The organism is Streptomyces sp. NPDC001604, assembly GCF_042893475.1.
Classification (GTDB): Bacteria; Actinomycetota; Actinomycetes; order Streptomycetales; family Streptomycetaceae; genus Streptomyces.
In genome coordinates this window covers 1-12,018 of record NZ_JBIAUY010000025.1, presented here as the reverse complement: position 1 = coordinate 12,018, position 12,018 = coordinate 1, and the positions used below count along the sequence as shown (strand labels likewise).

The 12,018-nt window shown below is 71.2% G+C and carries 17 protein-coding genes; 2 read left to right on the top strand and 15 right to left on the bottom strand.

The genetic code is table 11. From position 1 onward, the window contains the following. Positions 1-34 precede the first annotated feature (34 nt). The 15 genes from ACFY1E_RS42630 to ACFY1E_RS42560 form a co-directional block, all read right to left on the bottom strand. Positions 35-373, bottom strand: a complete 339-nt coding sequence (locus ACFY1E_RS42630) for a hypothetical protein (RefSeq protein ID WP_389086567.1) — start codon at positions 371-373, stop codon at positions 35-37. 32 nt (positions 374-405) lie between these two features. Further along, positions 406-1,647, bottom strand: a complete 1,242-nt coding sequence (locus tag ACFY1E_RS42625) for an MFS transporter (protein ID WP_389086565.1) — start codon at positions 1,645-1,647, stop codon at positions 406-408. After that, entirely contained in the window at positions 1,644-2,159 is a 516-nt protein-coding gene (locus tag ACFY1E_RS42620; protein WP_389086562.1) for a hypothetical protein, read from the bottom strand. The genes ACFY1E_RS42625 and ACFY1E_RS42620 overlap by 4 nt, the downstream gene beginning before the upstream one ends. Beyond that, the gene (locus ACFY1E_RS42615) at positions 2,156-3,046 is read right to left on the bottom strand and encodes a winged helix-turn-helix transcriptional regulator (protein ID WP_389086560.1); all 891 of its coding nucleotides are present in this window, start codon (positions 3,044-3,046) and stop codon (positions 2,156-2,158) included. Before ACFY1E_RS42615 ends, ACFY1E_RS42620 begins: the two co-directional genes overlap by 4 nt. 30 nt (positions 3,047-3,076) lie before the next feature. Beyond that, positions 3,077-3,499 carry a hypothetical protein gene (locus ACFY1E_RS42610; protein ID WP_389086557.1) on the bottom strand — a complete coding sequence of 141 codons (423 nt, stop codon included), beginning with the start codon at positions 3,497-3,499 and terminating at the stop codon, positions 3,077-3,079. An 11-nt stretch (positions 3,500-3,510) separates the two neighbouring features. Then, on the bottom strand, positions 3,511-3,951 hold the full coding sequence (locus ACFY1E_RS42605) for a hypothetical protein (protein ID WP_389086555.1): 441 nt from the start codon (positions 3,949-3,951) through the stop codon (positions 3,511-3,513). Further along, positions 3,948-4,406 (bottom strand): hypothetical protein, encoded by a 459-nt coding sequence (locus ACFY1E_RS42600; protein ID WP_389086552.1) that lies wholly within the window; start codon positions 4,404-4,406, stop codon positions 3,948-3,950. The genes ACFY1E_RS42605 and ACFY1E_RS42600 overlap by 4 nt, the downstream gene beginning before the upstream one ends. Positions 4,407-4,467: 61 nt before the next feature. Further along, positions 4,468-4,815, bottom strand: a complete 348-nt coding sequence (locus ACFY1E_RS42595; protein ID WP_389086550.1) for an SH3 domain-containing protein — start codon at positions 4,813-4,815, stop codon at positions 4,468-4,470. Positions 4,816-5,016: 201 nt separating this feature from the next. Continuing rightward, positions 5,017-5,733: a hypothetical protein gene (locus tag ACFY1E_RS42590; protein WP_389086547.1), complete on the bottom strand. Its 717-nt coding sequence runs from the start codon at positions 5,731-5,733 to the stop codon at positions 5,017-5,019. Positions 5,734-5,790: 57 nt separating this feature from the next. Continuing rightward, the gene (locus tag ACFY1E_RS42585) at positions 5,791-6,471 is read right to left on the bottom strand and encodes a hypothetical protein (RefSeq protein ID WP_389086545.1); all 681 of its coding nucleotides are present in this window, start codon (positions 6,469-6,471) and stop codon (positions 5,791-5,793) included. After that, positions 6,468-6,929, bottom strand: coding sequence for a GNAT family N-acetyltransferase (locus ACFY1E_RS42580; protein ID WP_389086542.1), 462 nt, complete (start codon positions 6,927-6,929; stop codon positions 6,468-6,470). The genes ACFY1E_RS42585 and ACFY1E_RS42580 overlap by 4 nt, the downstream gene beginning before the upstream one ends. A gap of 29 nt (positions 6,930-6,958) precedes the next feature. Next, on the bottom strand, positions 6,959-7,714 hold the full coding sequence (locus ACFY1E_RS42575; RefSeq protein WP_389086540.1) for a DUF3631 domain-containing protein: 756 nt from the start codon (positions 7,712-7,714) through the stop codon (positions 6,959-6,961). Then, positions 7,711-8,199 (bottom strand): hypothetical protein, encoded by a 489-nt coding sequence (locus ACFY1E_RS42570; RefSeq protein ID WP_389086537.1) that lies wholly within the window; start codon positions 8,197-8,199, stop codon positions 7,711-7,713. Before ACFY1E_RS42570 ends, ACFY1E_RS42575 begins: the two co-directional genes overlap by 4 nt. After that, complete coding sequence (locus ACFY1E_RS42565; protein ID WP_389086874.1) at positions 8,196-8,825, bottom strand: DUF4913 domain-containing protein; 630 nt, start codon at positions 8,823-8,825, stop codon at positions 8,196-8,198. The genes ACFY1E_RS42570 and ACFY1E_RS42565 overlap by 4 nt, the downstream gene beginning before the upstream one ends. A 255-nt stretch (positions 8,826-9,080) precedes the next feature. After that, a complete protein-coding gene (locus ACFY1E_RS42560; protein WP_389086535.1) occupies positions 9,081-9,836 on the bottom strand; it encodes a DNA-methyltransferase in 756 nt (251 codons plus the stop codon). Positions 9,837-10,361: 525 nt separating this feature from the next. On the opposite strand from ACFY1E_RS42560, the gene ACFY1E_RS42555 reads away from it, so the two are divergent. Further along, the gene (locus tag ACFY1E_RS42555) at positions 10,362-11,480 is read left to right on the top strand and encodes a C40 family peptidase (protein ID WP_389086532.1); all 1,119 of its coding nucleotides are present in this window, start codon (positions 10,362-10,364) and stop codon (positions 11,478-11,480) included. A 139-nt stretch (positions 11,481-11,619) separates the two neighbouring features. Then, positions 11,620-11,937: a DUF6112 family protein gene (locus ACFY1E_RS42550; RefSeq protein WP_389086530.1), complete on the top strand. Its 318-nt coding sequence runs from the start codon at positions 11,620-11,622 to the stop codon at positions 11,935-11,937. Positions 11,938-12,018 lie beyond the last annotated feature (81 nt).

Here is a 12,018-nt window from a genome sequence, read left to right as displayed (position 1 = left end):
CAGGACAGAGGAGGTTGACGGCAGGCGGCCGGGGTCAGAGGGTGCGGCGGCGCCGCAGCTCGAAGGCAGTCGCCCAGTGCGGGTGGTCGTCGATCAGCTTTCGGGCGTACAGGGCGGTGAAGGAGTTGTTCAGCCCGCGCACTCCCGCGGGCAGCTGCCAGCGCAGGTCCTCGAAGAGCGCCTTCAGCCCGACCCGGGTGGCTCCGGTGGCGAGCCGGTCGGCTGTCAGGCGCTCCAACGCGCGGTAGACGTAGGGGTGCGCGGCGTCGAAGGCCAGGAACCGGTCGGTCAGCGTGGGCCGGGATCCTGCTCGAAGCGACGGTCGGGATATCGGCAGAACCAGCTGGTCGGACGGGGCGTGGGACAGGGGCATGGCGGGTCTCCGTGAGGTGGGCAGGAGGTCGGTCAGGCGAAGGAGGTGCGCAGGGCGGGGGTGGCGCGCAGCCGGGCGAAGGCGGTGACCAGGCCCGTGGCCTGGAGCACGGCGCAGCCGGTGATGACGTGGCCGAGCTGGGCGGGCGGTACCACGGCGACGAGGACGCCGGCCAGCGGGAAGGGCAGCAGCAGCACCAAGATCGTCAGGGAGAGGGTGGCGCCGAATACGTCCGTGGGGATGAGGCGGGAGCGCAGGGTGCGCAGCACGACGGTCATGCCGCCCTCGCCGGCCATGAGGACGGCGATCAGGGCGAGATAGGCGTGGTAGGTGCCGGCGAAGGAGACCGCCAGGCAGGCGGTGGCGGCGATCGTGGCGGACACGACGCCGACCGGCCACAGGCCGAAGCGGTCAATCGCCCGGCGGCACAGCACCACCGCGCCGAGCGAGGCGACGGCCGCGATGGACCAGATGAACCCGACGTCGGCTGTGGAGTGACCGAGCTGCTTGACGATGATCACCGGGGCTGCGGCCTGCAGCAGGCCGACGGCCAGGTTGGACACGGTGAGTCCGGCCACCAGCCAGCCGAGCGCCGGCAGTGCCCGCAAGGTCGACCAACCGGTGCGCAGCCCCTTGCCGACCGGCTGTACCGCGGCGGGCTCCGGGCGGAGGTACTGGCGCGGGGCGAGGGCGCTGGTGAGCAGGGAGAAGACGGCGATCACCAGCAGCATGCCGCTGGCACCGGTCCACTGGAGCAGGAGGCCGGCCAGGGCGGGGCCGAACAGGGTGGCGACCTGGTCAATGCCGAGCAGCACAGATTGCACCCGGTGCGCGCGGGCGCCGGCCGCTCGGCCGGCCACTCCGCCCGCGGTTTCGGCCGCGATGTAAGCGCACTCGGTGAGGATCCCGGTGGACGCGGCGAGCACCATGACGGTGACCGTCGCCCCAAGCCCCGCCTCCTGCCTCGGCAGGAGGACCGCGGCGGCCAGGACGACCAATGCTCGGGCGACGGAGGCGGAGCGGAGCACGGCGGTGGTGCCATGGCGGTCGACCAGGGCGCCGACGAAGGCGAACGCCCCCAGCCTCGGCACCCATTCCAGTGCGAAGGCAAGTCCGGTCAGGGCTGCCGAGTTGGTGGTGGCCAGGACCAGCAGCGGGATGCCGTACGTGGCCATGGCGAACGCGGCGGCGTCCGTGCTGCGCGGCAGGTAGATGCCGCGCAGCACAGTGGGGACTGGGCGGCGGGCGTGCCGCGGTCCGACACGGGATCTCACGCAGCGCGCCCCGCTTCTGCCGGCGGCTGCGCGGAGCGGGCGTCGGCGTGGTGCAGGACGCGGGGGTTCGCCTGCAGAAACTCGGTCAGGGCCTCCTGCGGCGCCGACGGCTCCGGACTTGGGCCGGACGCGTGCGGGCTGCGGCTGTGCAATTGGAGGGTGTGCTGGACGCGGGTGACGAAGTCGGTGCTGGTGTCGGGGAAATGGCGGGCGCGGGCCCAGCGGGCCGCGGTGTCATACACCTCGGCCAGGGCCTCGCCGCTCGCGGTGAGCCGGTAGCGGTCGGGGGCCTGTTCGTCGGTGTGGACCAGGCCGAGGTCGCGTGCGGCGTCGACGGCATGGCGCAGTTGCCCGGGGGTGAGGTCGCCGAAGGCGCCCTGCAGGGAGCCGCGCCGGTGGCTGATGGGGCCGTTGTCGTCGATCTCGGTGACCAGGCGTATCAGGCCCGGCAGGGTCAGGGTCCTGATCGCGCGTCGTTCGTGCAGGAGGTTCTCGGGCAGGGGGCGGGTCATCGGCGCGGGCCTCCTGCCGGGGAGATCGGGCGGGCGGGTATCTGGTGGGAGAACAGGTCGCCGGACTTCCACGCCGGACCCTCCGCAGGCGTGGTCGTCAGGGCGGAAGGAGCGGTCGCTGGGGCCGGAACTGGCGGTGCCGGAAGGCGAGTCGGGGTGGTAGCCCACGGGCCGGAACGGTTCTGCGACGGGGCACCGCCCAGCTCCCGAGGCCGACGGGCATCGGCTTCGGTGGCCGGGGCGGTGGCCCAGGCGGAGATCGCCTGGAAGACGGGGGCGAGTGCCCGGCCGCTCGCGGTCAGCCGGTATCCGCCGGTTCCGGTGGGCGTGACGAGGCCGTCGTCGACCAGGCGTTCCAGCGGTTTGTAGACGGCGGTCAGGCCGTAGCCGGGCATGGCTTCGCTCGCCAGCGTCTTGGCGGTCGCCGTGCCCCGGGCCTGCAGGGAGAACAGGATCGGGGTGGCGTGCCTCGGCACGAGCAGCGCAATGGCGTCGTCGATGTTCTGGGCCGGTGCGATCCGTTCGAACTCCACCTCGCTGGTGTGCTGGTTGGCGACCATCTCCTTCTCCAGGTACCTGTCGCCCCAGGACGCGATCACCATGAGGACGGGCAGCAGCGCCGCACCGCGGCTGGTGAGGCCGTAGGTGACATGGCGCGGCGCGTACTCCGTACGCTCGATGACGCCGGCGTTCGTGAGGTGACGCAGCCGGGGGTGGAGCTGCCCGTCCGCCAGCCATGGAAGCCTCGGCTTGAACTCGGTGTAGCGCAGCGGCTGTGAGGAGACGGTCATCAGCACCCACACACTCCAGCGCGGAGCGAGCAGGTCCAGGGTCTTGGTGACGCCCAAGAGATCGTTCGGTGTGGCGGGCGGCGCGGTGGTGGCCAAGAAAGGGGCTCCTCAAGCGGTACGGGTGGATCAGCGGGTGCGGGAGGCGGTCGCTGCCGGGGCGGCGGGTACCGGCGCAGCCGGCGGGTGGGTGTCCGGGGCGGACACGCGGCGCAGGCCGCCCAGGACCGCGCTGGTGCTCTTGGCGTAGGCGTCGCGGGCGGCGACGGACTCGGCGAGACGCCGGGCGCAGTCGAGGATGTGACCGGCGTCAAAGGGGCCGATCTCCCGCTCGGGGGCGGTGAGTTCGCGCAGCCGCTGTACCTGGAAGGCGATGTTGCGTTCGGCGAGGGTCAGGTCGCTGTGGGTGCCGGTCAAGGCGCCGAGCAGGGTGGTCTCGGGGGTGGCGGCGGCGAGCGCTTCGAGTTCAGCGAGCGGCTGTCCGAACAGCGCCTCGATGCGCTGGGCGACGAGCTGGGAAACGGCGTGGGACGAGGGGTCGGACGGGGGCAATCGGTGGACTTTCAGGGGCGTCGGGCCCGCACCGCCCCGGCGCGGGATGCTGCCGGGGCGGGCGGAGCGGTGGCGGCGATCTTGGGAGTCAACCCGGCGCGTGACCCCGCTACTTCGGTCGTCGGAGGCATGGTGCGCAGCAGCTCGTCGAGTGCGGCGGTGTAGCCGTTCCGGCCGGCCAGAGCCGCCTCGAGCCACTGGGCGTCCATCCGCATGGCGTCGGCGGACAGATCGTCCATGTCGCCGTCGGCGGCCGTGGCGGCATGGACGCGGTCACGGACACGGGCCACCTGCTCCTCGGCGATGGCGAGGAAGCTGCGCAGTTCCAGTGCCCGCTGGAGTGCAGCGTTCGCCTCGCCGCGCGCTGCCTGCGCGTACAAGTCGGCTACCTCGGCGCCGAACGCTTCCTGCAGCACCGCATCACGGCTGCTGGACCTTTTGATGACGCTCACCGCGTGGCCCCGCGCGCCGTGGTGTTCCGCGCACTGGGCAGCGTGGGCGCAGAGGTAGGCAGGGCCGGAGCGCGACGGGCGGCGGGAGACGCGCCGCGCCACACCCCGGGGCCGCGCTTGCCTGGAGCGTTGGGGTCCAGGAGGTACTTCACGACCATGACGCGGCCGTCGCGGGCGGCGACAGCAGCATTGACCTGGTGGGCCAACTCCATGACGGGGTCGTCGAGTACGTCGGGCGGCTGAGTGCCCAGCGCCTCGACGAGCGCGTCCTCCGCGGTGTTGAGGGCCTGTTGCGTTTCGGCGAGCAGGCCGTACCAGTGCACGACGGTGGTGGCCTCGGGATCGGCCTGGGGTGCCGCCTCAACAGCCCGGCGCAGGTCGGCGAGCGGCATCTGGAATCGGTCCTCGATGCGCTCGGTGATGACGCTCATCACGTCGTCGCTGGCGTCGAGCACGAAGAACTTCCCTTCGTTTCGGTAATTCCGGTGTGGGAATGGGAAATGGGGTGCCGGTGGGCTAGTCCAGGCACACGCCGGACGGGCGGGAGACGTACTTGGCGGAGACCCAGCCCTTGACGCCGGTCGTCCTGTCGGTGATGTAGCGCCACTTTCCGCTGGTCTTGTGCACGGTGAACTTGTGGCCTCGGTACAGAATCCCGAGTGCCTCGGAGTTGACGGACGCCTTGGCGCGGATGGTGACGGCCTTGGTGCTGAGCGTCCACGGTCCGGGCTTGGTGCAGGTCGGGTCGATCACGGAGGGCGCCTGCGCGGGTGCGGCGCTCGCGGTGGTGGTGAAGGCCAGCGGCAGCGGCAGCGCGAGGGCGCCGAGCAGCGCGGCGGAGATGGCTATGCGGGTTGAGCGCATGGGGAATTGAGCTCCATTTCGAGGAAAGGGCATACGGGAGAAGCAGCCGCAGGCGGGTGCCGTGCGGGCTGTGAACAAGAGTCCGGAGAATCCCCGGTTTCGGTAACCGGGGATTGCGTGCTATGTTCCGCGCCGCCTCGCACACGGCTGATGGCATTTCGTCGGGGCAGGAAAGTGAAATGCCAGTGGTTTAGCGGGAGTTCAGCGGCCCGGTCCGCGCGGCGGGGCGGGGCGTGTCGGCAGTCCGGGGGCGGCGGTGGCGGGCCGGGTGGCCGGGGAGGCTGTCGGCAGCGGGGGCTCTTCGCCCCTCCAGTGCGCTTCCCACCACTGTGTGGCGGCCTCAAAGGTGGTGAAGCCGCCCTCGCGCAGTGTGTGCGTCCACGCGACGGGGTCGACCTCTTCGAGCAGCACGCGGAAGGGCATGGCCGCCTTCTCGTCGAGGGCGCGCAGCATCACGGTCGTCTGGATCGGGTCGCTGTCGTGGGTGTAGCTGATGAGCAGGGCGAAGTGGTCGCCGTCGCTGCGCAGGCGCTGCTCCAGCACGCGGGTGGCCTCGTTAGCGGCCTTGGTGCCCATGCCGTCGGGCAGGAGGATCGTCTCCTCGGGGCAGCCGCGGGCGATCAGCCAGGACTGGGCCATCGCCGGCAGCGGCAGTTCCTCGTGGGCGAAGCGGTAGGTGCGTGTGGCCGGGTCGCGTTTGAGGTGCAGGGCGACGAGCTGCGGATCCCCGGGGATGCCCCAGGCGACGGCGCCGTTGTGCATCAGGTAGAAGCTGTGCTCGGCATCCTCGCTGTGGTGCTCGGCGAGGACGGTCATCATGTCCTGCTCGCTGCCGATGTGCCCCCAGAACTGGTCGGCGACGTGGTCGTTGACGGCTTCGTATCCGTCGAGGCGGAAATCGGGTTCGTGGTGGGGCATCGGTGCTTTCGGTCGTGACGCCTGCGCCGCCCGTGCGCGCGGCGCGGGCGCGTGGGTTCAGCGGCGTGTACGGGAGACGGCGGTCAGGGCCGGCGGCAGGGGCACGGGCGTGGTCCCGGGCGGGCCCGCGCGCCGGGGCATGGTGAGCGCGGCGCGGCCGGCGTCGGTGAGGGCGACGGGCTGCCCGGCCTGCACCGGGTGCGCCCTGTTGCGCTCCACCAGGCCCATCGCCTCCAGGCGCTGCAGCTGGGCGTAGGTGATGCGGGTGCGCGTGCCAGTCGCCACCGCGAGGCGGTGGGTGACGAGGTGCTCGTGCAGCTTCGCGCCCTGGGCGATGGCGAGCAGGGCCGCGACGTCCTTCGTCGCGATCTGTCGAGGCACCTGCCGAGGAGCGGCGGCCTCGATCGGCTCCAGCACCGCGGCTGCCGCGGTCTGCTTCGCATCGCGGACGCCGGCGGCCTGCGCCAGCTGGTCGAGCGTGCGGTGGATCCGGGTGAACAGCGCCTGGTCCACAGGCAGTTCACTGGAGGCGAGACGAGCGAGGCGCACCCGGTAGAAGGTGACGTCCCGCTCGGCGGCCACCAGCTCGCGGTGCGCGTCGGCCAGGGCGGCGTGTGATGCGTCGAGCAGTCCGCCGGCGCGGTGCCTGCGCAGCTCCTCGACGCCGTATCCCACGGCGGTCTCGATCCGCTGGTCGAGGGCGGTGGGTATCTGCCCACCGGACGGTGGTGAGGTCATGGCGGTGGGGTTTCAGGGTCCGGGGCGAGCGCCTCCAGGGCGACGCGGATCTCGACGTACGGGCCGTCGCGGGTGTGCGACGTCGGGCCGAGCCGGTCAAGAAGCCGGAGCATGGGCGCATTGGACGCCTGCGTGAACGCGGAGAGGGCGTGGGCTCCTCGAAGCTGGGCGAGGCGGGCGGCCTGCCGGGCCTGAGCCGTCCCGATGCCCTGACGCTGGCGGTGGTCGACGACCTGCAGTCCGAGGTCGAAGACACCCGGCTCCCGGCTGACGGGACCGACGCTGACAAGGGCCACCGGCCGGTTGTCCGTGCCGAGTGCGATCCAGCACTGTGCGTGGGCGAGCAGCCGGGACAGGTCGCGACGCGTGAGGCGGGTGCGGCCCCAGCGGCGCAGCAGGTTTTCCTCGGAGCATTGCGCGTGGAAGGCGGCAACCAGGGCCCAATCCGCCTCCGTCACCTTCCGGGTGCGGGCGAGGGCGGGATGCGTCAGCAGGAGCAGGTGGGGCGGGCGGCCAGCAGGTCGGCGCGCCGGTAGGCCCGGTAGCGGCTGCCATCGGCCGCCCGCGGCTTGCAGGGCTGCACTCCGTAGCCGCGCAGGAGCAGCCCCAGCCGCAGCGGGGTGAGGTCGGCGTAGCTCCAGCGTCCGTCAGCCTGGCCGGGCAGGTCGCGCAGGCGCTCGACCAGCTGAGCGGTGCTCACGTAATCCGGGGCGCCCGCGTCGTCGAAGACGGTCAGGCAGGCGTGGACGATCGTCTGCGGGCGGCTGGGGCAAGACAGAAACTCCTCGCACGCGTCCTCGTGGAGGTCGTCGGCGCCGTCCAGACCGTCCGGCCCTTCGGCGTCGTCGAACCCCTCCAAGTCCTCGAAATCCGGGTCGAAGTCGGGCTCCTCGACGTCGTCGAAGTCCGGGTCGAAGTCGAGCTCTTCGTCGTCCAGCGGCTCGTACTCGGCCGGGTAATCGCCCTCGTACGCGGCGGCGCAGCAGCAGGAGGTGGCCAGGAGCGCGCTCAGCTCGGCGCCGGCTGCCATCCGTTCGACCAGCAGGTCGGTCAGGGTGCTCAGCTGCTCAGCGGGACTGACGCCGGGACGCTCGGCGGCGGCGAGCTCGGCGAGCTTCCGGTCGAGTTCCTGGACCTCGACGAACACGTCGAGGATGGCGCGGTGGTACGGGTTCTCACTGGCCTGGGCCGGCGCCAGTACGGCGGCGGCGACCTGGTCGATCAGGGTGGGAAACTGCGTCAACGAACGGGGCCCTTCAGGGTCGGGGGCAGTGCGGGTCGGGGAAGGCCGGGCATCGCGTAGGGCGGCGGTCCCGGCTTGGGGACGGGCTGGCGCGTGCCCAGCTGCGGCGAGCGGGTGCGGGCCGCGTGGGTGCGCTCGCCCAGGGGGCGCCGGCGGATGCCGAGGCGGGCGCGGGCGGTGTCGTACACGTCGTGCGCCTCGCGCGGGCGTACGGCCACGACGTGGATCTCGGTGGTGTGCGTGGAGTTCGCGGGTGCCGGCCGCTGGGCGTAGACGATGCGCCAGGCATTGCGGTGATCGACGTAGACCTTGCGGCACCCGGCGAGGTCGCGGGTCAGTTTGGCGCCGAACAGGCGGGCGTTGACGATGTCCTGGAGCTGGGCCAGGGCCATGTCGCGGATGTCCCCGGGGGCTTGGAGGAGGTCGGTCAGGGCGCGGGGGTCGAAGGACAGGCCGAACGCCGGCCGGTCCTCGTGGCCGGTCATCCGCCGGCCTGGCCCGGCTCGCCGCTCTCCTCGTGGCCGCCGTGTTCCTCGGCCTCCTCGGTGGCGGAGGTGGTCCGGTTCGAGGGACGAGGGCCGGGCAGCAGGCGGTGCGCGGGCCGGTCGGGATCGGTCATGCACGCGGACAGCGGCCCGCCGGGGGCTCGGACGGTGGCCATGGCGTGGGTGAGGAAGTCCCGGTGCCATACGAACAGCCCGGACAGTCCGGCTTCGGGGTCCTTGTGCTGCTGGTAGGCCAGCCACAGGGCGTGAAGCCAGGCGACGACGTCGGCGTGCTCCTGCCACTGCTCGCACCACGGGGCGGCGGTCGTGACCTCCGCCCCGTAGACCCGGAGAAGGAAGTCATCGACCCAATCGGACAGGGAGTCGAGTTCGTCCTCGTACTCTTCGCCCTCCAGCTCAAGGATCGGGCGCGGCTCGGGGGGTGCAGGTGCTGGCGGCAGGCCCGCGAACCCCGGCAGCGCGTAGGCGGCGAACGGCGAGTCCGGCGGTGGTGCGGCGGAGAGGCTGTCGATCTGGCGGCCCTGCTCTGCGGACCGTGCCAGCAGCTTGGCCACGTCCGCCTGGACGCTCGCCAGACCGGCCTCCGGCACCCGGACCGGCTCCATCTCTGCGTCCTCCGGCAGGAGAGGGGAGTCGGGTATCCGGACCGGTTCCGTCTCCGCGTCCTCCGAGGGGTCTATGGATTCAGGCACGAAAAAGGGTCCTCCTTGGGCCGCAGCCATAGGGCGTGAATTGCGGCTCCAACCATCCGGAGAATCCCCGGTTTCGGTAACCGGGACTTCGCTGCTATAACGCTGCGCGCAGCGCGGCGGGAACACGCGTGAAACGCGTCGCCGACCGCGCCGCGCGCCAGGGAGAGCCTAGGCAGTGAGGGTCAAGTCATCCTGGGAAAGGGTCTGTTGCACTGTCTCGGTGAGACGGTCGGCGGCGATCTTCGCGTAGTGCTTTGTCTTCTCGACGCCGATGAAATCGCGACCCTCCAGCAGCGCCGCGACCCCGGTCGAGCCGGATCCGCAGGTGAAGTCGAGCACTGTGCCGCCCGGCGGAGCGATCTGCACCAGCTCCCGCATGACGGAGACCGGCTTCTGCGTGATGTGCTGGCGCGCCTTGCCGCTGGGCTGCGAGGCGCTGTAGAGGCCGGGCAGGTAGACCGGGTTGCGGGCGGCGTCGATCGGCCCGTTGGACGCCCAGACGATGAACTCGCAGTTCTGGGTGAACCTGCCCTTTTGCGGCCTGGCCTGCGGCTTGTGCCAGGCCAGCACGCCCCGCCACAGCCAGCCGGCGGCCTGGATGGCATCCGTGGTGATCGGCAGCTGCCGCCAGTCGGTGAACAGCAGCGCCGTGCCACCGACCCTGCTGAGACGGTGCGCCTCGGTCATGATCTGGGTCAACCAGTAGCCGTAACTGCGCTGGTCCATGTTCTCGCCGGTGAAGTCCGGCAGCTCGTGACCGGCGTCGGCGGAGGTGTACTTCTGCTTCGCCGACCGGGACGTGCGTTCCTTCGCCGTCCGTCCGCCCGAGTTGTACGGCGGGTCGGTGATGACGGAGTCGACGCAGTTGTCCGGCAGCTCGGCGAGGACGCTAAGTGCGTCGCCCTGGTGCAGGGAAAAAGGCAAAGAGATACCCCAATTCGGGTCGGGTGAGATGAGAGAGACGCTCCAGCTCGCCTGGATGACCCCACAGGAACCGCATGCGGGCGGACGGCTCCGCGGTCTGCGACGTGAAAAGGGCGAGCGGAGGAGCCAAAACTGTAGGGCACGATCCCCGGTTGAGCGCTATCGCCGCCAAAAACCCCGAAACAGAGCCTTGATCAGACACGATTTCGGCAACCGGGGATCCGGCCTTACTGTTTTGGAACTGCCCGGCGGCCACCGCCGATGGCGCATCCCCGCCCCCCTGCCTTCGTGGAGGTACCCCCATGTCCTGCCCCATCTGACCCGACGCCCCGTGCCGGTGCGAGCGGCAACTCGCAACGGCACCCGGGCCACCCGAACGACCCACCACCCGGACGTCGCGCCCTTTCCTCAACGACGCACGCGCCGCCGGGACTTCACCAAGGACCTCGCTGTGACATCGCTCTACCCTCCCCTGCCCGCGATCCGTCCGCCGGCCCGTGACCGCCTACCGGGAGGCGGACCGGATTGAAGGGCATAGCCGCCGGCATCGGCGTCGCCGTCCTCTCCCCCCTCCTCCTCGCGGGCGCCGCCATGACGATGGCGTCCTCCAGCCAAGCCGCGACCACCGCGTCCTTCAGCGGATGCCTGACCAGCATCGACACCAGTGAGGTGACCAAGGCGGTCACCAAGCTCCTCGACGGCGCGTCCGGCAAGGATGTCCACATCCAGGCCCTGGACCTTCCGGCCGAGCAGATCCCCAACGCGCAGACCATCGTGGCCACCGGCATCAGCCTTGACGTGCCCAAGAAGGGGCAGATCATCGCGATTGCCACCGCGATGCAGGAATCACGGCTGCGCAACCTCGACTCCGGGGACCGGGACAGCCTCGGCCTGTTCCAGCAGCGCCCCAGCCAGGGGTGGGGCACCGCGCAGCAGATCCGCGATCCGGTCTACGCCTCCGAACGCTTCTACAAGGCCCTGCTCAAGGTCGACGGCTGGCAGCAGATGCAGGTCACCCAAGCCGCCCAGGCCGTCCAGAAATCCGGCTACCCCGACGGCTACGCGCAGTGGGAGGACCTCGCCACCGCGCTGCAGAAGGCCATCGCCGCCACGTTCCCGAACGCCGACAAGGATCAACCCGCCAAGGCCAAGGACGCCGAGTCCCGCTCCGGCAGCTGCACGCCGGACACGGACGGCACGTCCTTCGGGCGGATCCCCGAGGGCAGCGTCCCGAAGGGATACACGATCCCCAAGGACGCCGCCCCGAAGGCCCGCACGGCCATCGAGTGGGCCATGCACCAGCTCGGCACGCTCTACCAGTGGGGCGGCTCGTGCACGAACGCCTACGGCCCCGACCCGATGGGCCGCTGCGACTGCAGCTCGCTGATGCAGCAGGCGTACGCCCACGCCGGCGTCCACCTCACCCGCACCACGTACACGCAGGTGGGCGAGGGCAAGGCCGTCTCGGCGAAGAACCTCCAGCCCGGTGACCTGATCTTCAGCCGCGGCACTGCCGCCCGGCCCGAACACGTCGGCATGTACATGGGCGAGGGCCTCGTCATCGAGGCGCCGCGCACCTCGAAACCGGTCCGGATCACCCCGATCAAGGACTGGGACATTTTGGCCGTCCGCCGCGTCCTCTGACGCCGCGCGCCGCCCGGACACCTCCCGGACCCGCGCCCGCCGGGCCCTCTTCACGCGCCGCGAGCGCACCCCTCCCCTCTATCTTTCCCTTCCGCCGGCCCCTGTACGGCCCGCGCACGCAAGGAGCCCCGCCACACCTATGCCCATACCTCTCGCCGACCGCGCCGCCGTCCTCCTCGCCTTTGACCCAGGCATCTCCCCCCAGGGCGGCGGCCTCCCCGGCCTGTCCGTGCTGAAGAACGTCGTCAACAGCATCAACATGTTCGGGATCATCGCCGTCGTCGGCGCCCTCGCCGTCTCGCTCGGCGTGTGGGCCTGGGGCCACCACACCGGCGGTCACCAGGCCGAGGCCAACGGAAAGAAGGGCGCGGTCGTCGCGGCCGGCGCCGCCCTCGGCCTCGGCGCCGCGAACGGAATCGTGGCGTTCTTCTCCGCCCTGGGGGCGCAGGTGTCTTAATGAAGAAGTCAAGCCACCTGCGCAACCGGCGGACCGGAGTCGTACGGCCGCCCATCACGCAACATCGCCCACAACACACCG